Annotated in this window: 25 protein-coding genes and 1 pseudogene; 10 read left to right on the top strand and 16 right to left on the bottom strand. The window is 71.0% G+C overall.

Going from position 1 to position 25,428, the window contains the following annotated elements:
• Position 1 precedes the first annotated feature (1 nt).
• A complete protein-coding gene (gene thiI, locus EDD27_RS08655; protein ID WP_127931919.1) occupies positions 2-1,198 on the top strand; it encodes a tRNA uracil 4-sulfurtransferase ThiI in 1,197 nt (398 codons plus the stop codon).
• On the opposite strand, the pseudogene EDD27_RS08650 reads toward thiI, so the two are convergent.
• Positions 1,195-1,605: pseudogene (locus EDD27_RS08650) on the bottom strand (MMPL family transporter); the annotation flags it as partial. The gene thiI and the pseudogene EDD27_RS08650 sit on opposite strands and share 4 nt — an antisense overlap.
• A gap of 136 nt (positions 1,606-1,741) precedes the next feature.
• On the opposite strand from EDD27_RS08650, the gene EDD27_RS08645 reads away from it, so the two are divergent.
• Complete coding sequence (locus EDD27_RS08645; RefSeq protein ID WP_241563922.1) at positions 1,742-2,335, top strand: TetR/AcrR family transcriptional regulator; 594 nt, start codon at positions 1,742-1,744, stop codon at positions 2,333-2,335.
• A 66-nt stretch (positions 2,336-2,401) separates the two neighbouring features.
• On the opposite strand, the gene EDD27_RS08640 is transcribed toward EDD27_RS08645, so the two are convergent.
• The 4 genes from EDD27_RS08640 to EDD27_RS08625 all read right to left on the bottom strand — a co-directional run bounded on the left by EDD27_RS08640 (position 2,402) and on the right by EDD27_RS08625 (position 5,398).
• A complete protein-coding gene (locus EDD27_RS08640; RefSeq protein WP_127931917.1) occupies positions 2,402-3,424 on the bottom strand; it encodes an alkaline phosphatase PhoX in 1,023 nt (340 codons plus the stop codon).
• Between the two features lie 134 nt (positions 3,425-3,558).
• The gene (locus EDD27_RS08635) at positions 3,559-4,170 is read right to left on the bottom strand and encodes a class I SAM-dependent methyltransferase (protein WP_127931916.1); all 612 of its coding nucleotides are present in this window, start codon (positions 4,168-4,170) and stop codon (positions 3,559-3,561) included.
• On the bottom strand, positions 4,167-4,808 hold the full coding sequence (locus EDD27_RS08630; RefSeq protein WP_127931915.1) for a TIGR04282 family arsenosugar biosynthesis glycosyltransferase: 642 nt from the start codon (positions 4,806-4,808) through the stop codon (positions 4,167-4,169). The genes EDD27_RS08635 and EDD27_RS08630 overlap by 4 nt, the downstream gene beginning before the upstream one ends.
• Positions 4,809-4,930: 122 nt before the next feature.
• Entirely contained in the window at positions 4,931-5,398 is a 468-nt protein-coding gene (locus EDD27_RS08625; protein ID WP_127931914.1) for a Dps family protein, read from the bottom strand.
• A gap of 120 nt (positions 5,399-5,518) precedes the next feature.
• Here EDD27_RS08625 and EDD27_RS08620 point away from each other — a divergent pair, with 120 nt between their 5' ends.
• The 4 genes from EDD27_RS08620 to mmuM all read left to right on the top strand — a co-directional run bounded on the left by EDD27_RS08620 (position 5,519) and on the right by mmuM (position 10,725).
• The gene (locus EDD27_RS08620; RefSeq protein WP_127931913.1) at positions 5,519-6,361 is read left to right on the top strand and encodes a helix-turn-helix domain-containing protein; all 843 of its coding nucleotides are present in this window, start codon (positions 5,519-5,521) and stop codon (positions 6,359-6,361) included.
• Positions 6,358-8,868: a VIT domain-containing protein gene (locus EDD27_RS08615; protein ID WP_127931912.1), complete on the top strand. Its 2,511-nt coding sequence runs from the start codon at positions 6,358-6,360 to the stop codon at positions 8,866-8,868. Before EDD27_RS08620 ends, EDD27_RS08615 begins: the two co-directional genes overlap by 4 nt.
• Before the next feature lie 160 nt (positions 8,869-9,028).
• Entirely contained in the window at positions 9,029-9,862 is an 834-nt protein-coding gene (gene otsB / locus EDD27_RS08610) for a trehalose-phosphatase (RefSeq protein ID WP_206641316.1), read from the top strand.
• Positions 9,859-10,725 carry a homocysteine S-methyltransferase gene (gene mmuM / locus EDD27_RS08605; RefSeq protein WP_127931911.1) on the top strand — a complete coding sequence of 289 codons (867 nt, stop codon included), beginning with the start codon at positions 9,859-9,861 and terminating at the stop codon, positions 10,723-10,725. The genes otsB and mmuM overlap by 4 nt, the downstream gene beginning before the upstream one ends.
• Before the next feature lie 127 nt (positions 10,726-10,852).
• On the opposite strand, the gene EDD27_RS08600 is transcribed toward mmuM, so the two are convergent.
• On the bottom strand, positions 10,853-11,281 hold the full coding sequence (locus tag EDD27_RS08600; protein ID WP_127931910.1) for a DoxX family protein: 429 nt from the start codon (positions 11,279-11,281) through the stop codon (positions 10,853-10,855).
• Between the two features lie 89 nt (positions 11,282-11,370).
• Between EDD27_RS08600 and EDD27_RS08595 the strand changes: the two genes are divergently transcribed.
• Positions 11,371-11,838, top strand: coding sequence for a MarR family winged helix-turn-helix transcriptional regulator (locus tag EDD27_RS08595; protein ID WP_127931909.1), 468 nt, complete (start codon positions 11,371-11,373; stop codon positions 11,836-11,838).
• Positions 11,839-11,843: 5 nt separating this feature from the next.
• On the opposite strand, the gene EDD27_RS08590 is transcribed toward EDD27_RS08595, so the two are convergent.
• Positions 11,844-12,548 (bottom strand): lysophospholipid acyltransferase family protein, encoded by a 705-nt coding sequence (locus EDD27_RS08590; RefSeq protein WP_127931908.1) that lies wholly within the window; start codon positions 12,546-12,548, stop codon positions 11,844-11,846.
• Positions 12,549-12,724: 176 nt separating this feature from the next.
• Between EDD27_RS08590 and EDD27_RS08585 the strand changes: the two genes are divergently transcribed.
• Together EDD27_RS08585 and EDD27_RS54020 are read left to right on the top strand one after the other, a co-directional pair.
• Positions 12,725-13,483: an alpha/beta hydrolase gene (locus tag EDD27_RS08585; protein WP_127931907.1), complete on the top strand. Its 759-nt coding sequence runs from the start codon at positions 12,725-12,727 to the stop codon at positions 13,481-13,483.
• Positions 13,484-13,529: 46 nt separating this feature from the next.
• Positions 13,530-13,985, top strand: a complete 456-nt coding sequence (locus EDD27_RS54020) for a hypothetical protein (RefSeq protein ID WP_164903539.1) — start codon at positions 13,530-13,532, stop codon at positions 13,983-13,985.
• A 50-nt stretch (positions 13,986-14,035) separates the two neighbouring features.
• Here EDD27_RS54020 and EDD27_RS08570 read toward each other — a convergent pair whose 3' ends face one another.
• The 8 genes from EDD27_RS08570 to ltrA all read right to left on the bottom strand — a co-directional run bounded on the left by EDD27_RS08570 (position 14,036) and on the right by ltrA (position 21,138).
• Positions 14,036-15,187, bottom strand: coding sequence for a hypothetical protein (locus EDD27_RS08570; protein WP_241563921.1), 1,152 nt, complete (start codon positions 15,185-15,187; stop codon positions 14,036-14,038).
• A 37-nt stretch (positions 15,188-15,224) separates the two neighbouring features.
• A complete protein-coding gene (locus EDD27_RS08565; RefSeq protein WP_127931904.1) occupies positions 15,225-15,920 on the bottom strand; it encodes an endonuclease/exonuclease/phosphatase family protein in 696 nt (231 codons plus the stop codon).
• 6 nt (positions 15,921-15,926) lie between these two features.
• Complete coding sequence (locus tag EDD27_RS08560) at positions 15,927-16,859, bottom strand: ROK family glucokinase (RefSeq protein ID WP_127931903.1); 933 nt, start codon at positions 16,857-16,859, stop codon at positions 15,927-15,929.
• Between the two features lie 15 nt (positions 16,860-16,874).
• Positions 16,875-17,273 carry a DUF5304 family protein gene (locus EDD27_RS08555; RefSeq protein ID WP_127931902.1) on the bottom strand — a complete coding sequence of 133 codons (399 nt, stop codon included), beginning with the start codon at positions 17,271-17,273 and terminating at the stop codon, positions 16,875-16,877.
• A gap of 30 nt (positions 17,274-17,303) precedes the next feature.
• Positions 17,304-18,455, bottom strand: a complete 1,152-nt coding sequence (locus EDD27_RS08550; RefSeq protein ID WP_127931901.1) for an ArsA family ATPase — start codon at positions 18,453-18,455, stop codon at positions 17,304-17,306.
• A 1-nt stretch (position 18,456) separates the two neighbouring features.
• Positions 18,457-18,894, bottom strand: coding sequence for an SRPBCC family protein (locus EDD27_RS08545; RefSeq protein ID WP_127931900.1), 438 nt, complete (start codon positions 18,892-18,894; stop codon positions 18,457-18,459).
• A 94-nt stretch (positions 18,895-18,988) separates the two neighbouring features.
• Complete coding sequence (locus EDD27_RS08540; RefSeq protein WP_127931899.1) at positions 18,989-19,756, bottom strand: metallophosphoesterase family protein; 768 nt, start codon at positions 19,754-19,756, stop codon at positions 18,989-18,991.
• Positions 19,757-19,887: 131 nt separating this feature from the next.
• Positions 19,888-21,138 carry a group II intron reverse transcriptase/maturase gene (gene ltrA / locus EDD27_RS08535; RefSeq protein WP_277750825.1) on the bottom strand — a complete coding sequence of 417 codons (1,251 nt, stop codon included), beginning with the start codon at positions 21,136-21,138 and terminating at the stop codon, positions 19,888-19,890.
• Between the two features lie 661 nt (positions 21,139-21,799).
• On the opposite strand from ltrA, the gene EDD27_RS08530 reads away from it, so the two are divergent.
• Complete coding sequence (locus EDD27_RS08530) at positions 21,800-23,548, top strand: AMP-dependent synthetase/ligase (protein ID WP_127931898.1); 1,749 nt, start codon at positions 21,800-21,802, stop codon at positions 23,546-23,548.
• On the opposite strand, the gene EDD27_RS08525 is transcribed toward EDD27_RS08530, so the two are convergent.
• A complete protein-coding gene (locus EDD27_RS08525; protein ID WP_127931897.1) occupies positions 23,545-25,425 on the bottom strand; it encodes an ABC transporter ATP-binding protein in 1,881 nt (626 codons plus the stop codon). The two genes, EDD27_RS08530 and EDD27_RS08525, sit on opposite strands and share 4 nt — an antisense overlap.
• Positions 25,426-25,428 lie beyond the last annotated feature (3 nt).

Genomic DNA, 25,428 nt, shown 5'->3' with positions numbered 1-25,428 from the left:
CATGACGATGTCCGCCCTGGGCGAGCCGTGCGTTCTGCTCAAGCTGGGCGAGATCGTCCTCAAGGGCAAGAACCGCGAGGTGTTCGAACGCCGCCTGATCGCCAACATCCGCGACGCGCTCCAGAGCATCGACATCAAGGTCGACGTGCGCAAGCGGCACGGCGTCATCGCGATCTTCATGCCCCAGGGCGCCACCGCCGAGCAGGCCGACGCCGTGGCCCAGCGGGTCGCCGACGTGCCCGGCCTGGTCTGGATCCACCGTGCCTGGCGGGTCGCCAAGGATCCCGACACCGTGCTCAAGGCCGGCCTGGAGCTGGTCGGCGAGAGCGAGGAGGCGCGGCGCGGCGCCCGCTTCGCGGTCCGCTCCCGCCGCCGCGACAAGCGCTTCCCCCTGCGCTCCAACGAGCTCGACCGGCTCGTCGGCGGCGCGATCAACGACGAGTACGGCCTGCCGGTGGATCTGAAGAACCCCGAGCTGACGATCTCCATCGAGGTCGACAGGGACGAGGTGTTCATCTTCACCGGCGGCATCCCCGGCCAGGGCGGCCTGCCGGTCGGCAGCAGCGGCAGGGCGCTGGTGCTCATGTCGGGCGGCATCGACTCGCCGGTGGCGGCCTACCGGATGATGCGGCGCGGCCTGCACGTCGACTTCCTGCACTTCTCCGGCATCCCGTTCACCACGTCGGAGTCGATTTACAAGGCGTACGCGCTGGTCAGGAAGCTCGACAGGTTCCAGGGCAAGTCGCGGCTGTGGGTGGTGCCGTTCGGCAAGGCGCAGCAGTCGATCCGCACCTCGGGCCAGGACCGGCTGGCCGTGATCGCGCAGCGGCGGCTCATGCTCAAGACGGCGGAGGAGGTCGCGCACCGCATCAAGGCCGCCGCGCTGATCACCGGCGACGCGCTCGGCCAGGTCTCCTCGCAGACCCTGGCCAACATCACCGCTCAGGACAACGCGGTGGACCTGCCGATCCTGCGGCCGCTGGTGGGCTGGGACAAGACCGAGATCATGGCCGAGGCCCGGCGCATCGGCACGCTGGAGATCTCCGAGCTGCCCGACGAGGACTGCTGCTCCTTGCTGGCTCCCAAGCGTGCCGAGACGCGGGCCAAGATCGAGGACCTGAAGCAGATCGAGAAGCGGCTCGACGCCGAGGAGCTGTGCGTGCAACTCGCCGACTCGATCCAGGAGTACACGCTCTAGGGCCACCAGTTGAGCGGCCCGGCCAGGCGCATGAGGCTCGGCACGAGCACCGCCCTGATCACGGTCGCGTCCACCCGCACGGCCACGGCCATGCCGACGCCCAGCATCTGCACGAACGTCACCTCCGCGGTGGCGTACGCGGCGAAGGTGAGCGCCAGGATGCCGCCGGCCGCCGTGATCAGCGGCGCGCCCCGCTGCAGGCCGGCGGCCACGGCCTCCTCGGTGTCGCCGGTCCTGTCGTATTCCTCCTTGATGCGCGACAGCAGGAACACCTAGTAGTCCATCGACAGGCCGTAGGCCACGCAGAGCATGAGGACGGGGATGCTGGGGTCGAGCGTGCCCGTGGGGGTGAAGCCGAGCAGGCCTGACAGGTTGCCGAAGATCCAGACGATGGCGCCGAACATGACGCGGTCTCCACGCGGGCGGGCCCGACGCGCGTGTTCACCGTCATGGCACTCCGATCAAAACTCGGTAAACTACTCGTGTTTGTGGTTCCGGACCAGAAATGCAAGTAAATGCTCGCATTTGTCGACGAGGTGCCAGATGGCTGAACGCACGGTGCGCCGGCAGGCACGCGGCCTGAAGCGCATGGAGGAGATCCTCGACGCCGCCGAACTGGTGATCGCCGAGGTCGGCTACCCGGACATGACGACGAACCAGGTCGCCGCGCGGGCGGGGATGTCGCCGGGGTCGTTGTATCAGTTCTTCCGCAACAAGGAGGAGATCCTGGACGGGCTGGTGTCCCGCTACACCGACGACCGCCAGGAGTTCTGGGCCGCCCGGCTGGCCGAGGTCACGCCCGACGTCCCGCTGGAGGTGCTGGTGGGGCAGCTCGTGGACGAGAGCGTGCGGTTCAAGAGCAGCTCACCGGCATACTGGTCGCTGCTGCACGGCTCCGCGACGGGCGACAGGTTCGCCGCGGCCTCGCAGCGGCTGCACGAGGACATCGCCCGGCGGATCGCGGGCATGCTGCGCCTGCTCCGTCCCGAACTGACCGAGAACCGGGCCCTGCTCATGGGCACCATGACGTTGTCGGTGGTCAAGGCGGTGATGCCGATGATCACTACGGCGGCGCCGGAGCGGAGCGCCCAGCTCGTGGACGAGCTCAAGCTCGTGCTCCTCCGCTACCTGAGCTAGTCCCTCACCCCTCACGAGGTGAAGGAGCCTGGGCCGCCGGTCACGGTGACGTGCGGGGACGGCGGGCTAGCCGCGGAAGGGGCCGGTCACCTCGAACGTGTGTCCCTCGGTGCGGCCGCGCCTGGCGGAGAAGTAGAGCCGGTCGCCACGCGGCGAGAACGCCAGCCCGGTCAGCTCGGCCCCCTCGTGCCCCTCCAGCCTGAGGAACGGCGTGACCGCCCGGTCCGGCGCGATGACGTCGATCTGCGTCGTCTCCCTGGCCACGTAGAGATCGCCGGACGGCGCGGCCGTGATGGCGCGCACGCCCTCGCACAGCCGGTCCAGCGTGGACGTCTGCGCGTCGTAGGCCCACAGGCCCGTGTCACTCTTGGTGGTGAAGTAGCAGACGCCGCCCGCGTAGTGGCAGCCGTCGCCGCCGTCGAAGTGGCGGGCGTCCTCGACCTGGTGGCGGGTCTCCTGCAGCAGTGCCGCCGGCGACGGCACCACCCGCCAGCCACCGGAGGAGCACAGCACCTCCAGCGTGCCCTCGGTCAGGTCGCCCCAGTCGCCCGGCCTGAACCGATAGAAGCAGCCGTCGGGCTCGTCCTCGGTCATGTAGACCACGCCGCGCTCGGGGTCGCAGGCCGCCGCCTCGTGTTTGAAGCGGCCCATGGCCAGGCGCGGGCGGGCGGCGCGGGCACCGTAGGGGTCGCACTCGAAGACGCGGCCGCGGTGGCCGAGCTCGCACGACAACCAGGTGTGCCAGGGCGTGGCGCCGCCTGCGCAGTTGAGGTCGGTGCCCGACAGGATGCGGTAGGCGTCGCCGACGCTGCCGTCGCCGCGGAACCGCAGCGCGGACGCGCCGCCGAGCAGGGGGAGCTCGGAATTGGACACGTAGATCCAGCCGTCGCCGTCAGGGAAGCAGGCGCCGCCGTCGGGCGCCGCGTGCCAGGTGAGGCCGGCGACCTTGTGACCCGAACGGGCCACGACCCGGCCGGTGAACCCCGAGGGCAGCGCGAGACCGACGGCGCCCGGCAGGCCGAGCGGCCCGTATGGGCTGACGCCGCCCGGCAAGAGCGGGCCCGTGCGGAGGAGAGTCTTGTGGGACATCGTGGGGCCTCCCTCTAGGTGCCACGCTAGTCGACCGCACCGACATGAATGGCAGGGACTCGCGACATCAAACTCTGCGCAAACCCCGGGAGCCTGGCCCGCGATCATCACGTGGCGGTGACGTTGCGTACGAGCTAGCGGAGATACGCGAACCAGCGTCCGGCCTCCTCGTGACGGTCGGTGACCGTGAAGCCGCTCCCGCGGGCCAGCGCCGGCACGTCGGAGACGGAGACGCCGGCCCAGCGGAACCAGGGGCCGGTGACGGCACCGTGACGCAGCCGCACCCGTTCGACCGTGCTCGGCATGTCCGGCGGGGCCACTTCCGCGATCACCTCGCCGCCGGGGCGCACCAGCTCGCGCATCCTGCGCAGCAGGGCGGCCGGATCGCCGCCGATGCCGATGTTGCCGTCCGCCAGCAACGCCGTCGCCCACCGGCCCACGCCCGGCACTCGCCCGAACACGTCACGGCACAGGGCCAGGCCGCCGGCCCGCCGGGTCAGCCGTACCGCGTGCGGGGTGACGTCGATGCCGAGCGCGGCCACGCCCCGCCTGGCCAGCTCGACCGTCAGCCGTCCCGGGCCGGAGCCGACGTCCAGGGTCGGGCCGGCGCAGCGCGACAGCATGGCCTCGTCCCCGTCGATGGGATCCAGCCAGCGCATGGCGTCGAGGGGGCGGCGGCGGCCGTCCTCGCCCTCGATGTCGATCTCGGCTCCGTTCAGGGAATGCGCGTAGAGCCGTCCGATCACCTCGCCGCTCCGGCGCCGAGGCGGGCCAGGGTGGCGGCGAAGCGGGTGTGCGGCGCCCGCTCGGCGACCGCGCGAGCGGCGGCGGCGTCGTCCACGTCGGTGAGCAGCGGCATCGTGGCCACCGACCGGCCGCGCAGCCGGCGCAACTGTTCGGCGCCCGTGTCCGGCCTGGACATGGGAACGCCGAGGAGCAGGCCGGGGTCCGGCCGGCGCAGCCCCAGCAGCCAGAATCCGCCGTCGGCGGCCGGGCCGAACACGGCGTCGTGCTCCTGGAGCGCGGTCGCGGCCCGAGTCAGCAGCGTGCCGGTGATCTGCGGGGTGTCCATGCCGACGAGCAGGACAGGGAGGCGGCGGCGGGCATAGACGTCCTCGAAGGCCCAGGCCAGGCGCTCGTCCAGGCCGTCGCCGCGTTGCGCGATCACCTCGAACCCGTCCGGTGCCGCGCCCGGCCCCGGGTCGTCGGTCACCAGCACGCGGGCCGCCGCGGGGGTGGCCGCGACGGCGTCCAGGGTGTCGCGGAGCGCCTCCGCGGCCAGCTCGGCCGCCTCCTCCGGCGTGTACGGCGGCGTCAGGCGGGTCTTCACGTGGCCGGGGCGCGGCCGCTTGGCGAGCACGACGATCTGCGGGCGACTGTCCATATCCCGGCACGCTAGATCGACAAGAGATGATCACTTCTTACGTGCCGCTTACGGCAGACGAGAGCCCGGGGCCGCCGCCGCGGCTCCCGGGCTCCCCCGGTCTCTGGGCCCTGGCGCTCTGCTCAGCTCATGGCCTGGAACATCCAGTGCTGCTTGTCGATGTCCTGCGCCACGGAGATGAGCAGGTCCTGGCTGACCGGGTCCGCCTCGTCGGTGGCCCGGACGCGTTCGTGCATGCGCCTGCTGATGCCGTCCAGGATGTCGATGATCGTCGCAAGGACCTTGCCGTCCTCCACCCAGCCGCTGTCGAACTGCGCGAGCCTGCTCGACTTGGCGATCGTGGCGGCGCGGCCGTCCGGATTGGCCCCGAGCGCGACCGCGCGCTCGGCGATCGTGTCCATGTGCGTCCGCGCCAGGTCCGTGACCTTGTCGAGCTGGAGGTGGACCGAGCGGAAGTGGGAGCCGATGAGGTTCCAGTGTGCCTGCTTGGCGACCAGCGACAGATCTATGAGATCGACCAGGGCGCCCTGCAGGGCCTCCGCGACCGTGTTCTTGGCGTCTCCCGAGAGTGGACCGGTGATCGTGGCCATGTCGTAGTTCCTCCCCGTTTTATACGACTTATCCGCTTATTTCCGTACCACCATCCCCGTGCCCAATCCTCCGAGTCGCTAACGTTGACAGTGTAATAATGACAGTGTCATTGTGGAGGTATGAGCGACACCTGGACGATCGGCGAGCTGGCCGAGCACGCGGCCCAGGCGCTGCGCGCCGGCAGCGCGCAGGCCAACGGCCGGGTACGCGACGTGCCTGGAGAGCGGCTGATCAGGTGGTATACGACGATCGGCCTCGTCGACCCGCCCCTGACCCGGCGCGGCAGGATCGCCCAGTACGGGCGGCGGCACCTGCTGCAACTGGTGGCCATCAAGCGGCTGCAGGCGGCGGGCCACTCGATCGCGGAGATCCAGACGGCTTTGGCGGGGGCCACGGATCGGATGCTGGAGGACGCGGCGGGCATCACGGGACCGGTGACGGGCGCCGCCGCGGCGCTGGAGGAAGCGGCGGCCCTGGCGGGGCTCACGGACACGTCTCCCCCACAGGACGACCGCCGCACGACAGGCGCGGGCGGCTCGGCCGGTGCCGGCGGCTCGGCCGGTGCCGGCGGCTCAGGCGGCGGTGTCGAGACCGGCGAGCGCGGACTTGCGGACATGCGGGCCGACGCTGGAGCACGAGGCGGCGACGAGGCGGTCAGGGGCCGGTTCTGGGCCGAGCGGCCCGGCATGGACGGCGCGCATCGCGCCGCGTCCGGCAGCGGGACGGCCGACGGGCTGCGGACCGAGCGGGAAAAGCGGGACGAACGCGACGAAGCAGCCAGGCCGCTTCGCGTGCCGGTAGGGGACGGGAGTGCCGGGGCTCTGGTCGTCGGAGTCAGATTGGGTGATGGGGTGAGGCTGGTGCTGGACGTCGGGCGCATCCCGTCCGAGGAGGACGTACAGGCGGTGCTGGCGGCGGCGGGACCGCTGCTCGCGGTGCTCGAAGAGAGGGAGCTGCTATGAAGATCACTTCGCTGGAGCCCGCACGGTGCCTGCCGGTGCCGGACGCCGGGTTCGGCGCGCTGCTGACCGAGCGCGGCAACCTGCCGCTGGAGAGCGTGGACGTGACGGCGGACATCTCGGGCCTCATCGCCGGCGTCGAGGTCACGCAGGGGTTCAGGAACCCGTTCGACGTCACGCTGGAGGCCACGTACGTCTTCCCGCTGCCCGACCGGGCGGCCGTGACCGGGTTCCGGATGGAGGCCGACGACCGGGTGGTCGAGGGCGTGCTGAAGGAGCGGGGCCAGGCCAGAGCGGACTACGACAAGGCGCTGCGGGAGGGCAGGCGGGCCGCGATCGCCGAGGAGGACCGGCCCGACGTGTTCACGATCAGGGTGGGCAACATCCTGCCCGGCGAGCACGTCTCGGTGCGGCTGACGATGAGCCAGCCGCTGCCGTACGAGGACGGAGCGGCCACGTTCCGCTTCCCGCTGGTGGTGGCACCGCGCTACATCCCCGGCACCCCGATCGACGGCCCGCCCGCGGGTGACGGCGTCGTGCCCGACACCGACGCCGTGCCGGACGCGTCCAGGATCAGCCCGCCCGTGCTGCTGCCCGGCTTCCCCAACCCGGTGCGCCTGTCGCTCGCCGCGACCGTCGACGCCGCCGGGCTGGAGTTGCGCGAGCTGGCCTCCAGCCTGCACGTGGTCGAGGAGGAGGGCCGCACGCTGCGGTTGCGTCCGGGCGAGCGGCTGGATCGGGACTTCATCCTGCGGATGTCGTTCGACGCGTCCACGTCGCTGCAGCTTCACGGCCCGGCCGATCAAGGCGGAACGTTCGCCCTCACCGTCGTGCCACCGCCGCTGGAGTCCACGCGCACGCCGCGCGACCTGGTGCTGCTGCTCGACCGCTCGGGCAGCATGGCCGGCTGGAAGATGGTGGCCGCGCGCCGGGCCGCGGCGCGGATCGTGGACACGCTGACGCCGCAGGACCGGTTCGCGGTGCTGACCTTCGACTCAGTGGTGGAGCGGGCGTTCGAAGGGCTGATGGAGGCGTCGGACCGCAACCGGTACCGCGCCGTCGAGCACCTCGCGCGCGTCGATGCCCGGGGCGGCACCGAATTGCTGGAGCCGCTGCGCCAGGCCGTCGCCCTGCTGGGCGCCCAGGCCGAACGGGAGCGGGTCGTGGTGCTGGTCACCGACGGCCAGGTGGGCAACGATGACCAGATCCTGGAGCAGGCGGGCGGCGCGTTGTCGGCCATGCGCGTGCACACGGTCGGCATCGACCGGGCCGTGAACGCCGGCTTCCTCGGCCGGCTCGCCGGGCTCGGCGCGGGCCGGTGCGAGCTGGTGGAGTCGGAGGACCGGCTCGACGCCGCCATGGACCACATCCACCGCAGGATCGGCGCTCCCCTGGTGACCGGCCTGTCCCTCAAGGGGCTGGAGGTGGAGCCGGGCACGGTCACGCATCTCGGGTCGATCTTCCCGGGCGTGCCGCTGCGCGTGTACGGCCGCTACCGCGAGGGCTCGTCGGTGACCGTACGCGGGATGGCCGCCGGGGGGCCGTGGGAGGAGCAGGTCGAGGGGGTCAGGGTGGACAATCCGGCCATCCGCGCCGTCTGGGCCCGCGCCCACCTGCGGGAGCTGGAGGACCGGTACGCCATGGGCGAGCACGACCTCGAGTCGCGCATCGTCCAGACGTCGCTCGAGCACGGCGTGCTCTGCCGCTTCACCGCGTACGTGGCGATCGACACCAGGCAGGTGGCCGACGGCGGGCCCGAGCACCGCGTCATCCAGCCGGTCGAGCCGCCGAGCGGCTGGGAGCTGCCGCAGGCCGCGCCGATGATGGGGGGCGGCTTGACGGCGCACACCGCGATGATGGCCATGCCCGCGGCCGCGCCGAGGATGCGGCCGGCCCAGCCCGGGTTCGGCGCCGCCGAGCTGGCCGGTGGCGGGGCGCCGGATCTCACCGGGCGGCAGCCGCCGATGCCCGCGCCCGGTGCCCCTCCCTCCGGCGAGCCCGATGAGGGCATCCGCTGGCGGCGTCGCGGCGGCGTGCCCAAGCCCGGTCCCCGGCCCGGTTCCGGGGGGCGGCTCGGGGGGCCGAGATTCGCTCCGGGGCCGCGTCCCGCGGGCCGGCTTGAATCGGTCCGGCCGCAGCTCGAGGCCGAGCTGGATCGGCTCACAGCGCTGCCCGCGCCCGATCTGCTGTACCTGGCCGACCTGGGGTCGCGGCTGGCGGCGCTCGCGGAGTACCTGGGCGGCGAGGAGGAGCTGACCAGGCTGGCTCGCGAGCTCGAAGCGGCCGAACAACCGGGCGCGGACGCCCAGGCGCTGCACGGCCACGCCATCGCGGTCCTCAGGGCCCTGATCGCCGGCACCGTACCGCCGCCACGGCCCAAGCCGCGCCCCGGACCCCTCGGCGACCCTTCCGGCGGCGGGCAGCCGGGCGGCGACCCCTCCGGTGGCGGGCAGCCGGGCGGCCCGCAGCCCGGCGGCGGCCCTCGCCCGCCGTTCTGGAAGCGCCCCTGACGTCTCGCCAGAGGCCCCACCGGACGTGTGGCACGCCCCGTCCCTGCCCATGGCGGCAGGGGCGGGGCACGCCGTGGCCGGCGTGGCCGCGGTCTGAACCACGGCCGAATATCGGATGAGCGCCTATCCGGGCCGATCAGGCTGTTCTATCGTCACGACCATGGCGACCCCTCGCGCCCCGCTCCGCTTCGTCGAAGCAGTGTCGGCCACCGTTGCCGAGAGCCGGAAATCGGGTTTCTTCTTCGACTTCGACGGCACGATCGCGCCGATCATGCGAGATCCCGGCGCCGTGCGCCCCGTTCCGGGGGCGGTGGAGCGGTTGCAGGCGCTGACGAGCCTGGTGGGCAGGGTCGCCGTGGTCTCGGCCCGTCCGGCCGCCTTCCTGTGCGAGCGGTTCTCGCGCGCGCCGCAGGTGGCCCTGTTCGGCCTGTACGGCATGCAGACCGTCGTCGACGGCCGGGTGCGTACCGACACCGAAGCCGAGCCGTGGGCCCCGGTCATGCGCCGGCTGGCCGCGGACGCCGCCCGGGATCTGCCGGGCGAGATCCTGATCGAGGACAAGGCGCTGATGGTGTCGCTGCACTACCGCTCCGTGCCCGCGCTGCGTGGCGCGGTGGAGCGGTGGGCGTCGGCCAAGGCGGCGGAGCTGGGCCTGCGCGAGCAGCACGGCCGCATGGTGGTGGAGCTGCGGCCGCCGGTGGAGCGCGACAAGGGCACGGTCGTCGCCCGGGAGGCCGAGACGCTGACCCGCGCCTGGTATTTCGGCGACGACATCTCCGACGGCCGCGCGTTCGACGCGTTGCGCTGCCAGGAGGAACGGGATCCCGGGTTCATGGGCGTGCGGGTCGCGGTGGCCAACGGGGAGACGGGTGACGAGCTGGCGCGCCGGGCGGACTTCACGGTGGACTCGCCCGAGGACACGCCGGTCCTGCTCGACCAGGTGATCAGCGCCTTCCCCGCCCACCCTCCGGCGCCTCTTACCCTGGATGGGTGACCACACTTGTGCTGGACGGGGGCCTGTCCACCCACCTCGAACGGCTCGGCGCCGACCTCAGCGACGATCTCTGGTCGGCGCGGCTGCTGCTGGAGCGGCCGGAGCTGATCCGGCAGGCGCACGCCGACTACTTCGCGGCGGGGGCCGACGTGGCCATCACCGCGAGCTATCAGGCCACGATCGAGGGTTTCATGCGGCGGGGCCTGGGCGCGGCGCAGGCGGAGTCGCTGATCAGGATGTCGGTCGTGCTGGCCGGGCAGGCCCGCGACCAGGCCGGCCGCGGGCTGGTGGCGGCCTCGGTCGGTCCGTACGGCGCGTTCCTGGCCAACGGCTCCGAGTACACCGGTGACTACGACCTCGACGAGGAGGGCCTGTACACGTGGCATCTGCCGCGCTGGGAGATCCTCGCCTCGGCCGGGGCCGACCTGCTGGCCTGCGAGACGGTTCCGTCCTATCCGGAGGCGCGGGCGCTGGCCAGGTTGCTGGAGCACACGCCCGAGGTCAAGGCATGGGTCAGCTTCTCCTGCCGGGACGGCGAGCGGCTCAACGACGGCACGCCGATCGGCGAGGCGGCCGCGTTGTTCAGTGGGAATCCGCGGGTGGTGGCCGTCGGCGCCAACTGCACGGCGCCCCGCCACATCCCCGGGCTGATCGCGTGCCTGTCCGGCGGACTGCCCGTCGTGGTCTACCCGAACTCGGGCGAGACCTGGGACGCGGGGCACCGGCGCTGGCTGGGCCTGGCCGATCCGATGGAGTTCGGGCAGGCCGCCAAGGAATGGCAGCAGGCGGGCGCCTCGCTGATCGGCGGCTGCTGCCGGACGACTCCCGAGCACATCACCCAGATCCGCGCCCACCTGTCGTGATCACCGGGGCGGAATGACCGACCCCGCGCACGCCTGGCTGCAAGAGCCGGGGTACGCGGGGTCCTCGCGCTTCGGCGTGCGTCCGTAACCGGGAATCAGACGGAGTCCGACGTGCGTCCGGAAGGAGTCAGACGGAGACCGTGTCGGCGGTGCGGCGCCGGCCGAGCACGCGGTCGAGCGCCAGCGCGCCACCGCCGCTGAAGCCGATGGCCAGGCTCGCCGCGGCCAGCGTCAGGACGAACTCGTAGCCGCCTTCCGCGGCGCCGAAGCCGTTGGCGGCGTGGACGAAGACGATCGCGCCGATCATGTCGATGGCCAGCAGCGTGCCGGCGACCGGCAGCGCGGCGCCGACGATCAGGGCCAGGCCTCCGGCGACCTCCAGCACCGCGACGGCCGGAGCGGCCACGCCCGCCAGCGGGATGCCGACGGACTCGAAGAACTTGGTCGTGCCCGCGATGCCCATGGTCGCGAACTTCTGGTAGCCGTGCACGAGGAAGATCGCCCCAACGGCGATTCTCGCGAGCAGCAGGACGATGGGACGCGCCTGGTCGACCATGCGACCTCCTTGGAAGAGTCGTTCAGTTTTGAACAAGAGCACTCTAGCAGTGAAAGTTAAAATCTGAACAAACGCGGTAGACTGTGCCGGTGACGGAACCCCGATGGCTGGACTCCACGGAGATGGCGGCCTGGCGCGCCTTCCTGACGACCTCCCACCTGCTCGACCGGCGCATCGAAGAGCAGCTCAAGGCCGCCGCGGGGCTCACGCACCCGCAGTTCGAGATCCTGGTGCGGCTCTCCGAGGCCCCCGGCCGTCAGGAGCGCATGACGGAGCTGGCCAGGGGTGTCGTGGTGTCGAAGAGCGCGCTGACGTACCAGATCACCCAGCTGGAGAAGGCGGGCCTGGTCGAGCGTGCCACCTGCCCGTCGGACGAGCGCGGTGTGCTGGCGATGATCACCGAGGCGGGCCTGCGGTGCCTGGAGCGCGTGGCGCCCGGACACCTGGAGGTCGTGCGGGCCTACCTGATCGACCGGCTCAGCCGCGAGGAACTGCGCACGATGACAACGGCCATGCAGAAGACGGAGCAGGCACTACGCACCCCGGACGGCCGTTAGTCCCGTCAGCTCTTGGCGGCGGCGCGCGCGGCGCGCTCCATCTCGACGCGGGCGCTGGCGGCGTACTTGTCGACGTATTCCTGCCCGGACAGCTCCATCAGCGCGTACATGATCTCGTCGGTCACCGCGCGCAGCACCAGCCGGTCGTCCTCCATCCCGTAGTAACGGGAGAAGTCGAGCGGCTTGCCGAACCTGACGCCGGGGCGGATGCCCAGTTTGGGGAGGGGATGCCCGGGCGGCATCATCTCGAAGGTGTTGACCATCGCCCACGGGATGACCGGTGCCCGCGACTCCAGCGCCAGCCGCGCCACCCCGGTCTTGCCCTTGTAGAGCCGGCCGTCGGGCGAGCGGGTGCCCTCGGGGTAGATGCCCAGCACGTTGCCCTCGCGCAAGATGCGCAGGCCGGTGCGGAGCGCCGCCTCACTGGCCTTGCCCCCCGAGCGGTCGATCGGCACGGTCCCCACGCCGCTGAAGAACAGGCGGGTGAAGAACCCCTTGATGCCGCGCCCGGTGAAGTAGTCGGACTTGCCGAGCGAGATGACCTTGCGCTTGAGGTGCAGCGGGCCGAAGAAGTGGTCGGCGAACGACAGATGGTTGCCGGCCAGGATCGCAGGCCCCTCACGGGGGACGTTTTCCACGCCCTCCGCCCACGGCCTGAACACAAGGTGGAGGAACGGCCCCAAGATGGCCTTGACCACCCAGTAGAACACCCTGGCACCTCTTCCCCAGCACGTTGTCGGCAGGCAAAGTCATCTTCCCATCTCGACGGCCATGCTCCTACACCAGCGCTCGCACAATCACCCCCGAACGTGCGACGATCGGGCCGTTCCTGGATGAACCCCCCAGTATTCGACCCCCCGGAATGAAATCGCATGGAGGAGCTGTTATGCCGCTCATGCCAGGCGCGGAGCCCTACCACCACGACGCAGGCGAGGTCGGCGTGCTGCTCTGCCATGGGTTCACCGGCACCCCGCAGTCCTTACGGCCGTGGGGTGAGTTCCTGGCCGGGCACGGGGTGAGTGTTTCGCTCCCCCGCCAGCCGGGGCACGGCACCAGGTGGCAGGAGATGAACCGCACGCGCTGGGAGGACTGGTACGCCGAGGTGGAGAAGGCCTTCGCGGACCTGCAGGGCCGCTGCGCCGACGTGTTCGTGGCGGGGTTGTCGCTGGGCGGCTGCCTGGCGCTGCGGCTGGCCGAGGTGCACGGCCCGGCGATCAGGGGCGTGGTGCTGGTCAACCCGTCCATCGCCAACGACGTGCCGCTGCTGAAGCTGGCCCCGCTGCTGAAGTGGTTCGTGCCGTCCGTTCCCGGTGTCGCCAATGACGTCAAGAAGCCCGGCGTGACCGAGCTGGCCTACTCCCGCACCCCGGTGAAGGCGGCCGCGTCGCTGCCGGGACTGTGGTCCCTGGTGCAGGCCGATCTGGCGCAGGTGACGCAGCCGCTGCTGGTCTTCCACAGCGTGGACGACCACGTGGTGAAGCCGACGAGTGTGGCGATCATTCGCCAGAAGATCCCGCAGGCCACGATCGAGGAGCTTACCGATAGCTACCATGTTGCGACGCTCGACAATGATGCCGACAGGATCTTTGCCGGTAGCCTCGACTTCATCCGGACACATGCCTCGGTACCCTTGCAGAGGGACTGATCGCACCCAGGGGGAAGTCGCGATCGCTGCGGAGAGGCCCATCTAGGTGACGCCCCAGAGTGACGAGGACGAGGTCTGGCGGCAGATCGTCGCGTCCTTCAACGACACAGCCGAACGTGACTCGGCCGACCAGCCGTGGCCGGACAGCGAAAACGTGCCCGCCGAGCCCACCCGGCGAGTGGTCAAACCCTCGGAGGAGTTCGAGGAGGATCTCGACGATCCCGAGGACAAGCAGGACGACGACGAGGAGGACGAGGGCCACTTCGTGCCGCCGCCGCCCCCGCCGTTGCCCAAGCTCGACCTGCCGTCCAAGCTGGCGTGGGTGGCGTTGTTCGGCGGCCCCGCCTACCTCCTGGTCGCCGCGGTGTTGAGCTGGCGCATGGAGGGGTGGGCGCTGTTCACGGCGGTGGCGGCGTTCATCGGCGGCTTCGTGGCGCTGGTGGTGCGCATGGGCGACGGCCCGCCCAACGACTCCGGCTGGGACGACGGCGCTGTCCTCTAGGCCCCTGTGGCGGGACCCGGGTGAGCCTTCGGACCATGATCCGGCGGTCTCTAGGACTTGGCCTCCGCCGGCTTGGGGCCGAACGACTCCACGACATCGGTGTAGCGGTCGCGAGTGTCGACCGCGTGCCCGACGGCCCACACCGTGCTCTTTCCCGCGAGGTAGGCCACGGCCTGCAGGCGCACGGTGCTCCTGCCCTGCTCGGCCTCGCCGCGGATGATCTCGCACGAGCCCTTCTCGCACCGCAGCATGAACGGCTCGGCCGCCCGCGCCGGGTCGTAGCCGGCCATCCAGTAGCGGCCCTTGCCGTCGCCGGTCACGCCGTAGAGACGCGCATCGGACTCCGGCAGCTCCTGCTGCTTCCAGCGCTTGCCGTTCCAGGTGAGCACGAGCGGCGAGATGTCGCTGGGACCGCGGTAGACGCCGCCGACGGCCACCGCCCGCTTGGCGCTGTCGGCCCGGATGTCGCGTAGGTAGCCGCCGGGGATCGAGGGCAGCGGCATCGACTTCCACGAGCCGCCCGAATAGTGCACGACCAGCGGCTCGGTGCCGGTGTCGCCGACGGCGAACCCGCCCGCCACCGCGTACAGCGCGCCCTCCTCCTTGGTCTCCTGGGCACTCCACGTGTTGCCCTGACCGGTGAGGATGAGCCCCCGCGTGTCGCGGCTGCCGACCACCACCACCTTGCCCTGCTTGGCATCGACGCCGCCGAGCCAGTCGCCGGCGCGCAGCAGGGGCTGCGGGTCGCCGAGCCCGTTGTCGGCCCGCGGCCCCTGGGGCCTGACCCGGTCGAACCCGTTCACGTCGCCGTGGGCGAGGTAGGGCAACCCGTCGTGCCCGTCGCCCACCGCCCACACGTCGGACGAACCGGCGGCGGCCACGCTGCGCAGGTTGCCCGCGGCCGTGGCGTCGCGGATGGCCACCTCGGTCCATCGGGTGCCGTTCCAGTGGCGGATGGTGCCGCGGTTCTTCCACACGTCCCAGATCTCCTGCTGCCCGACCGCCCAGACATCGCTGGAGGAGATCGCCAGCACGTCGGAGAGCGAGCCGTCGGCCTGCAGGCGCACGCTGGTCGACTGCTGCCATGCCTCGATCGAGGCGGGGCGGCGAGGATCGGCATGCGCGGCGGGCGTGGCCTGCGGCAAGGCCACGGACGTCGCCAAGATCAAGGAGAGCGCACGCCGCCGAAAGCGACGGGTCATGGTCAAATGCTACGGGGTGACCGGCCCTTGTTGCCCGTTAGTGCCCAAGTCGCAACTCCGCGATTACGGGGAGATGGTCGCTGGCCCCGGCCAGGTCGGTGATCCCGGCGTCCACCGCGCCGCACGATACGACTCGCGTCTCGCGCGCGGCGAACACCCCGTCGATGCGTACGGCGGGCCGCGCCGCGGGAAACGTCAGCCCATCGCCCTTGGGCGCGACCGCGTAGCAGTCGGCCAGCCGCCCGCCCAGGTACCGCCAGGCCGGCTGGTGCGGTTGCTCATTGACGTCGCCGCCGAGCACGATCGCCGCGCCGAACGGAGCGGCCGCCCGCTCCATCAGCGCCACCGCCTCGGCCGCGTGGTGCACCCTGGCCGGGTCGTTGAGGTCGAGGTGGAGCGAGCCGACGGCCAGCCGCGCCCCACCGGCCTCGACCACGGCCACGGCCAGCCCGCGTAGCTCCAGCCCGAGGAAGGCCCGCAACGCATGGCTCTCGGCCCGCAGCACCCGGACGCGCCGGCTGACGAGCACGGCCACTCCGCCGAGCCTGCCCGGGGTGGCGACGCGCAGCCCCGCCGCGGCGGCCAGCGCCCGGCGCCTGGCGCGCCAGCGGTAGAACCTCGGCGCCTCCTGCACGCACAGCACGTCGGCGCGCATGGCGGCGATGACCCTGATGAGTGCGGGCACGCTGTCGCGCAACCCGTGAAGGTTGTAGGTGCCGACCCTGATCGTCACGCGGCTCTAGCGCCGCCTGGCCAGGTCGGCCGCGCCCACCACGCCGGCCGATGCGCCCAGCTCGGCCAGCCGGATCTCGGCGAGCGGCCGGTGCCCGCGCCCGGTGAGGTGCTCGGCGAAACTCTCGCGCGCCCGGTCGATGAACAGGTCGGCGGCCCTGGACACACCGCCGCCCACGATGAAGCAGCCGGGGTCGAGCACCGCCGCCAGGTCGGCCATGCCCTGGCCGAGCCAGTCGGCGAACGAGGCGAACGCCGCCAGGGACACCTCGTCACCCAGCTTCGCGGCCTCGGTGACCTCCTCGCCCTCGATCTTGCCGCCGGCCAGCCCGAGCAGGATCTCCGCCCGCTTCGGATCGGCCTCGGCCAGCTCCCTGGCCTCCTTGACGAGGGCCTGGCCGCTGGCGTATTGCTCCCAGCAGCCGATGTTGCCGCAGCCGCACGGCCGCCCGCCCGGGACGACCTGCATGTGCCCCATCTCGGCGCCCATGCCCCAGCGGCCGCGGTAGAGGGCGCCGTCGATGACGATGCCGCCGCCGATGCCGGTGCCGAGCGTCACGCAGACCACGTGGGACTGGCCGCGGCCGGCGCCGAACCTGGTCTCGCCCCAGGCCATCGCGTTGGCGTCGTTCTCGATCACGACCGGCAGGCCGACCAGGCCGCTGATCTTCTTCTGCAGGGGTTCCTCGCGCCAGGCCAGGTTGGGCGCGAAGCGCACCATCGACCGGGTCTCGTCGACGAACCCGGCCGCGCCCACCCCGACGGCCTCGACCTCGCGTCTGGCGGACAGCTCGCGAACGACGTCGGCCACCGTCTCGGCCACCAGGTCGGGGCGGTCGGCGGCGGTCGGCCGCAACGTATGGGCGACGATCTTTCCCTGGTCGTCGACCACACCCGCGGCGACCTTGGTCCCGCCGATGTCGACACCGATCGTGAGCATTTCCCCTGCTTCTCCCTATCCGAGATCTATGTGTTCCACGTCGTCGTGGCGGTCACGGTCGTCACGCGGCGGCTGCTGCCTGCGGGGAGCGGGCTTGCTCAGCGCGTCCAGCGCCTCGCGGAAGGCCGCGAACAACTCACCGCCCGCGGCCATCAGGTGCCCGGTCACGTCGGAGCCGGATTCGCGCCGCGCGGCGATCGCCCGGCAGAACGGGCACGCGCGGCAGACGTATTCGTCGTGTGGGTCGGACACGGCCTCCTCCCACACGTCTCGTTCCCTGCGCCCGCCGCCGGTGAACGAGTTGAGCATCGTCTTGCCGACCTGGCGCGTGGCGCGCCCCTGAATCGACTCGAACAGCTTGCGCGCCTCGTCCGCGACGGTCCCGATCGGGTCTCTGTCGTTGCTCTCCGTCATGTGGCCCTCCCTGCGTGCCGGGTCCCCGCGTTATGAGGTCCCCGAGATGAACCGTACTCGGAGCACGCCGTCGCGGAGCGCGGCTGCGCTGATCTTCCTGCGGGCCAGCGCCGCGGGCAGCGCCAGGATCCTCCGGTACGGCCCCGCGGTGATGATCAGCTCGTCGCCCTTGCGCGCCAGGTCCACGTCACCGCGGTCCGCGCCGGGCAGGGCCAGCGTCAGCTCGTCGGCGCTCATCCGCAGCGGCGGCTCGACGGCCGGGGCGGCGAACGGGTCGTGCTCGCCGTAGAGCTCGGCGCCGACCGCGGCCAGCGCGTCCTTGCCGACGGGCTCGGCAGGCAGGTAAGGGACGATGTGGATGGGCAGCGGCGCGAACGACTGCTCCGCCTCGGCCAGCAGCCGCGACTGCGCCGCCACCCACTGGGCGCGCCACTCGTCGGCGCCGTCCGCCGGGAAGACCCGGTTGGCGATCACGGCGTCGACGCGGTAGCCGTACAGGTTGAGCGAGGTGAGGGTGCGCCTGGCCTCGGCCAGCACCACCGACTCGGGGGTGAGCACGAGCCGCACGGAGGCGTGGCCGCCGGTGAGCAGCTCGCGCACCTCCATGAGGCCGCGGTGGAACCGCTCCGCGGCGTTCATGACGTCCTCACCGGGCGCGCTGACGTGCGCGACGCTGCGCACGAACGGGGAGACGAGCCGCACGAGCTTGCGGCCGACCGGCATGAGTCTGCTGACGTGCCAGTCGAGCGCATCGGGCAGGGCCAGCAGGCGCAGCGTCTCCGCGGTGGGCGCGCAGTCGACGACGATCACGTCCCAGCGCCCTTCGCGGGCGTACTCGCGCAGCTCCAGCAGGGCGATGACCTCCTCGGCGCCCGGCAGCACCGTGATCTCCTCGGAGGTGACCTCGTCCAGGCCCAGCTCGGTCAGCAGCCCGCGGGCGTAATCCTGCAGCTCGCCCCAGTGGCGCTCCAGCGTCTTCTGCGTGTCGACCTGGTGCAGGTGCAGGCCGGGCGCGACCTCGCCGGGCTCGACGGCGAGCGCGTCGGCCAGCGAGTGGGCGGTGTCGGTGGAGACGATGAGCGTCTTGAGGCCGCGCCGCGCGGCGAGCGTGGCGGTGGCGGCGGCCGCCGTGGTCTTGCCGACGCCGCCCTTGCCGGTGAAGAGCAGGACCCTCGGGCTCAACTCAGCGGCCTTCTACGCGCTTCTTGAGTCCCTTGAGCGCGGTGTCCACGATCACCTTCTCCGCCTTGCGCTTGATCATGCCGATCATGGGCACGCTCAGATCGACCGTCAGCTCATACGTCACGTCGGTGCCACTGCCCTTGTCGGCGAGCAGGTAACTCCCTCGGAGGTCGGAGATCATCTTCCCCGGCTCGACGACCTGCCAGCTGACGCTCTCGTCGTCCTGCCAGGTGTAGCCGAGGGTGTAGGTGTCGCTGATCATCCCGGCGTCGAGGACGAACCGCACCGTCAGGGGCCTGCCGTCGTCGCCGGTGCTGAGGACTTCGGCCTTCTTGATCGACCCGGCCCATTCCGGATAGGAGGGGAAGTCCGCGATGACCGCCATCACATCGGCGCGCCCGGCGTCGATGGTGGTGCTGGAAGTGGTGCGATCAGCCATGCGACCACGGTAGTGCACAATCCGCTCCTTGCGGTGGAGCGGCGTAAGCGGAGCGAATGAGGAGCGGTGAGCGACCAATGAGCACGCCTGCTGGTCACCATTCGAGGACGAAGGGGACGCCCTTTCCGCGGAAGTGCCCGACGTTCAGGCACTCGGTACGTCCGACGCGGATCCGAGTGCGGAGCGGGTTGTGCACGTGGCCGAACAGGGCGTAGCGCGGCTGGGTGCGCCTGATCGCCTCCAGGGTGGCCTCGCTGCCGCGTTCGAACCGCCTGGCGACCACGTCGTAGAGCAGTTCGGGCACGGCGGGCGGGATGTGGCAGCACAGCACGTCCACCTCGCCGACGGCCTCGACCTTGGCGGCGTACTCCTCGTCGCTGATCTCGTACGGGGTGCGGTAGGGGGTCTCGAGGCCGCCGCCCACGAAACCGAACCGCAGGCCGCCGATCTCCGCCACCTGCCCGTCGAGCACGTGGTGGCCGGGGCGTACGTAGTCCTGCCACAGGCGCGGGATGTCCACGTTGCCGTAGGTGAGGTAGGCGGGCGCCGGCATGGCCGCGAACAGGGCCGCGTACTGCGCGCGGACGTTGCGCTCGATGTGCTCGCGCGGGTCGCCGTCGAGCGTGGCCCAGAGCGCCGCCGACATGGCCCTGGCCTCGTCGAACCGTTTGGCCGTGCGCAGCGCGATGAGCTCGGCGGCCTTGTCCGCGCCGAACAGGGAGGGGAAGATGCCCTGCGCGTGGTCGTCGTAGTCGATGAAGAGGATCAGGTCGCCCAGGCAGATCAGCGCGTCCGCGCCGTCGCCCGCCCTGGCCAACGCGTCGGCCCTACCGTGCACGTCGCTCACCACGTGGACCCTCATGGAGGGAAATCCTATGAGTGACGGCTGCTAGCGTGATGATTGCCCTTCATAACGCCTCAATCGAGTAGGGGACGGGGTTGACCCGTCCCCTCTCACACCACCGGACATGCGGGCCCGCATCCGGCGGTTCGTCAGGCCGTGGTTTTGAGCCTGTGCCAGGTCGGATAGAGACCCTTCAGGCCAAGGTCGGTCCAGTGGATGTTGGGCAGTGCCCGCGCCAGGATGGGTGAGCCCGCGATGCGCCAGTAGCCCTTGCCGCTCGATGCCCATTCCCTGGCCTTGTGGTCAGGGATGCCGAGCTTGCGCAGGTTGCGGCGTCGGGTCTTGGGCTTCTTCCATTCTTTCCAGCGGATCTGCCGCATCCGACGGCGAAACCACTCATCCAGATCCTTGAACACCCTGGGGGTGTCGGCCAGATGGAAGTAGGCCATCCACCCGGTGACATAGGCGTTGAGCTTGCCGATCCTGCAGGGCATCGACACGCTCCACCTGCGACTGGTCAACTCCCGGATGCGGTCCTTCAGGCGGCTGACCGCCTTTGGATCGACCCGGATCTTGACCCCGGACCGAGTGAAGAAGAACCCGAACCCCAGCAACGTCGCCTCGCGAGCGTGCCGGACCGAGGACTTCTCGGTGTTGACCTTGAGTTTCAACCGCTGCTCGATCATCGTGGTCACCGAGTCGAGCACCCGGTGCGCGGCCCGTCTGCTGCGCACGAAGACACGGATGTCATCAGCGAAGCGGACGAACCGGTGACCGCGTTTCCACAACTCCCGGTCCAGATCATCCAGCATGATGTTCGACAAGATCGGCGACAGCGGGGAACCCTGAGGAGTCCCCTCCACCGTGGCCTGGACGATCCCATCGACCATCACTCCGGCCTCCAGATACGCCCGGATGAGTTTGAGGATCTTGCGGTCGTCGACCTTGCGCGCCACCCGTGCCATCAGCACGTCGAACTGGACCCGGTCAAAGAACCGTTCAAGATCGACATCTACCACCCATCGCAGCCCATCCTCCACACATCGCCGCGCGACCCGCACCGCCTGATGGGCGGACTTGCCAGGGCGAAACCCGAAGCTGGAACCGGAAAAGAACGGGTCGAAGATCGGCACGAGCACTTGCGCAATCGCCTGCTGGATCAACCTGTCCAGCACAGTGGGCACTCCCAGCATCCGCTGACCGCCCCCGGGTTTGGGGATCACCACCCGGCGGACCGGCAACGGCCGATACGTGCCCGCATCCAACGCCTCCCGCACGCTCGCCCAGTGCTCGCGGATCCACGGACGAAGTTCTTCCGTGCTCATTCCGTCCACGCCAGGCGCGCCCCGGTTGGCCTCCACACGCCTCAACGCCCGGCCCAGATTCCCCGGCGAAAGCATCTGCTCCCACAACGAGACCCCCAGGCCCGGGATCACGGACTCCGGTAAGGGCGCCGACCTGCCGCTACGCTCCGTCGTGGTACTCACCGGATGCACCGGCCCCTCCCACCACGGGCCCGCACACGCGAGATGGCTGCGATCACCGCGACCGGCACGAGCACCTCACCCTCACCCGCTCTACCTGACGTTCGGTCCTTCCCGGCTGATTGTCCGTTCCCCTCACCGGTACTACGACCTCTGCTGACTTCTGCCCGGTCAGTGCCCACCTCACGATGACCACCGTCGGCGCGGCGACAACGACAGCACAACCGACACCCGGACAGACCTCCCCGGATAAGAACGATCACTTTCCCCCTGCAACCGCCGCGTTTACACACCAGCCGTCTTGGCAGTGACGGGCTTCGCCGTAGCATGCAGGCTCACCCCAGCTGGCATGCCTCATACGCGGTTCGCGTTCCTCGGTGCAGGGTTTCGCCTCGGGCTTCCTCCCCACCTCGCCTCACGACGACGCAGTTGCCTCCGGCTCGGAGTTAGCACTACCTCTTCCTCCAGGGGACTTTCACCCCCAAGCAATCGCCCATGCCGGGCGTACATGACAGGGCTACCGACGCGTAACTTAACGCGGTAGCGTCGCGGCGTCACCCGAAGAGGAGTTGAGTTCGTGCGCGAGTACAGCGTCCCGGTCCTGGTCGACGTGCCCGCCTCGGCGAGCCTGGCCGACACCGTCTTCCGACGGGCCGAGCAGGAGCCCGGCGCCGTCATCATGCGCCGCAAGACCGACGCGGGGTGGCCGGTGGTCACCGCGTCGGAGTTCCGCGACCAGGTGGTCGCGGTGGCCAAAGGGCTGATCACGGTGGGCATCGAGCATGGCGACAGGGTCGCGCTGATGTCGCGCACCCGCTACGAGTGGACCCTCGTCGACTACGCGATCTGGTCCATCGGCGCGGTCACCGTGCCGATCTACGAGACGTCCTCGGCCGAGCAGGTCGCCTGGATCCTGTCCGACAGCGAGGCCAAGGCGGTGTTCGTCGAGCTGGACGGGCACGAGGAGACGGTGCGCGCGGCGGCGCCCGGACTGAAGTCCGTGTGGCGCGTCGACGGCACACTGGAGACCGGCGACATCGCCGACGCCGAGGTGGACGAGCGGCGCGCCCGGGTGACCGGAGCCGACCTGGCCACGATCGTCTACACCTCCGGCACCACAGGCCGGCCCAAGGGGTGCCGCATCACCCACGACAACCTGCTGTTCACGGCGCTCAACGTGCTGCGGGGGCCGCTGGAGCCGCTGTTCGCCCGCAAGGACCCATCGGCGCTGCTGTTCCTCCCGCTGGCGCACATCTTCGCGCGGATGATCCAGGTGGTGCTCATGGAGGCGGGCGCGATCATCGCGCACACGCCGAACATGAAGAACGTCGCCCCGGACCTGCAGGACTTCCAGCCCACGTTCCTGCTGGGCGTGCCGCGGGTGTTCGAGAAGGTCTACAACGGCGCCGAGCAGAAAGCCATCGCGGGCGGCAAGGGCAAGATCTTCGCCCGCGCCGTGGACGTGGCGGTGGCCTGGAGCCGCGCGGAGAGCTCGGGCGGCGCGCCGCTGGGGCTGCGGCTGCAGCGGGCGGTGTTCGACAAGCTGGTCTACTCCAAGCTGCGGGCCGCCACCGGCGGGCGGCTGTCGGCCGCCGTGTCCGGCGGTGGCGCCCTGGGCGAGCGGCTCGGCCACTTCTTCAAGGGCGTCGGCATCGAGGTCTTCGAGGGATACGGCCTGACCGAGACCTCCGCGCCGTGCTCGGTCAACATGCCGGGCGCCAACAAGATCGGCACGGTGGGCAAGCCGCTGCCCGGCGTCACCCTGCGCATCGCCGACGACGGCGAGATCCTGGCCAAGGGCAGGCACGTCTTCCCCGGCTACTGGAAGAACGACGAGGCCACGGCCGAGGTGATCGACGCCGACGGCTGGTTCCACACCGGCGACGTGGGCGAGCTGGACGCCGACGGCTACCTGCGGATCACCGGGCGCAAGAAGGAGATCCTGGTGACCGCGGCCGGCAAGAACGTCGCGCCGGGGCCGCTGGAGGACGCGCTGCGCGCCCATCCGCTGATCTCCCAGGCAATGATCATCGGCGACGGCCGCCCGTTCGTGGCCGCCCTCGTCACCCTGGATCCCGAGGCCGTGCCCGCCGGATCGTCCGTGTCCGAGCTGCGGGCGGACCCGAAGGTGCAGGCGGACATCCAGACGGCGGTGGACCGGGCGAACCTGTCGGTGTCGAAGGCCGAGCAGATCAAGAAGTTCCTGATCCTGGACCGGGACATCACTGAGGACAGCGGGCACCTGACGCCGACGCTGAAGGTCAAGCGCGGCCTCGTCATGCGCGACTTCGCCAAGGAGATCGACGAGCTCTACAGCAGCCGTTAGGGCAGGTCGGGAGGCCTCGGGAGGGGCAGCGCCCCGGGGAAGCCGTCCGGGAGGGCGCCGGGACCTGGCACGGCCTCGTCCTGGTAGCCGCTGGCCTGGATCCGGAACAACCGCGCATAGAGCCCGTCCGCGGCCATCAGCTCGTCGTGGCGGCCCTGCTCGGCGATCTCCCCGTCCGCCAGCACCGCGATCAGGTCCGCCTCACGCACCGCGTTGAGCCTGTGGGAGATCAGCAGGCTCGTCCGGTCGGCCCGGTAGCGGCGCATGCGCAGGTGCACGTCGTGCTCCGCCTCCGGATCCAGCCCCGAGCTGGGCTCGTCCAGGATCATGAAGTCGGCGTGGTCCCGCAGGAAGGCCCTGGCCAGCGCCACCCGCTGCCACTGGCCGCCGGACAGCGTGACGCCGGTGGACGGCTGCTTGCCGCGCTTGAGGGTGAAGACGAACATTCTGGTCAGCGCCGTGTCGTAGCCGTCCGGCAGCGCGCTGATCGCGTCGTCCACGCCGGCCCGGATGGCCGCCGCCTTGATCCGGTCCAGGTCGTCGAGCGCCCTCAGGTCGCCGACGGCGATGTTGTCGCGGGCGCTGAAGTCGTACGTCATGTGGTCCTGGAACACCGCGCCGAGCCGGGCGCGCAGCCCGGCGGGGTCCAGGTCGCGCAGGTCCACGCCGTCCCAGTGGATGGAGCCGCGGGTCGGGTCGTACAGGCGGCACAGCAGCTTGGCGAGGGTGCTCTTGCCGGCGCCGTTGAGCCCGACGACGGCGACGGCCTTGCCGTACGGGAGGGTGAGTGTGACGCCGCGCAGGATCCAGGGCAGGTCGTCGGCGTAGCGGAACCACACGTCACGCAGCTCGATGCCCTGCCTCAGCGGCGGGGTGGGCTCCGGGTCGGCGGCGACGGGCAGGTCGGGCTCGATGTGCACGATGTCGGCGTAGTGGCCGAACAGGAGCAGCTGGTGATGCGTGGAGGCGATGCCGCTCACCAGCGCCGACAGCCCGCCCTGCAGCCCGGCCACAGCGGCGATGAACATCGACACGTCGCCGACGGTCAGCGTCCCGGTCCTGGCGGCGAGCACCGCCCAGATCAGGCCGCCCCCGGCGATCAGGGCGCCCAGCAGCTCCAGGCCACCCTCGACGAGCAGGTCCCTGCGCTCCAGGGCACGGTGGGCCCGGTCGGCGGTGCGGCGCTCGGCCAGCATGCGGGCGCGCATAAAGGCGCCGAGCCCGAACAGCCGCACCTCCTTGGCCGCCTCGACGCTGCCGAGCAGGTGGGAGTAGAAGAACTCGCGGCGCTGCACGGGTGCGAGCTCCAGCATCAGCTTGGCCCGCCTCCTGGCCAGCGCGATCTGCGCGATCAGCGCCGGGACGCCGGCGACCAGCACGACGACGGCCATCACCGGGGACAGGATCACGACCGAGCCGATGAACCCGCCGATCGTCAGGACGGTGCTGGCCAGCCCGAAGGCGCTGCCGACGAAGACGGGCGCCATCGTGCCGCCCTGCGAGGCCAGGCGGAGCCGGTCCAGGAACGCGGGCGTCTCGAACGGGCCGAGGCCGACGATGCGCTCCATGGCGACGTAGAGCCGGTCGAGGGCGTACGTCGACACGCGCCTGCCCAGCTCCGCCCCGATGTACGCGCTGAGCTGCGGCAACGCGGCGATGGCCACCCCGACGACCACCAGCGGCACGAGGAGCGCGGCCAGTTCCGCGACCGTGGCGCCGCGGACCAGCTCGTCCAGCACCAGCTTGGTCAGCCAGGCGACCGCGACCGGCAGTGCGGCCTGGACGAACGTGACGAGCGCGTGGCACACCGCCCGCATGGGGCCGGCGTGCCAGACTAAACCGGCGGCCTCCGCGATGCTGCGGCGCGTGGAGCTCATGAC

Origin of the sequence: Nonomuraea polychroma (assembly GCF_004011505.1) — a bacterium.
In the GTDB taxonomy this organism is placed as follows: Bacteria; Actinomycetota; Actinomycetes; order Streptosporangiales; family Streptosporangiaceae; genus Nonomuraea; species Nonomuraea polychroma.
The sequence above is the reverse complement of the archived record's forward strand: the minus strand, read 5'-3'. Positions and strand labels throughout refer to the sequence as shown.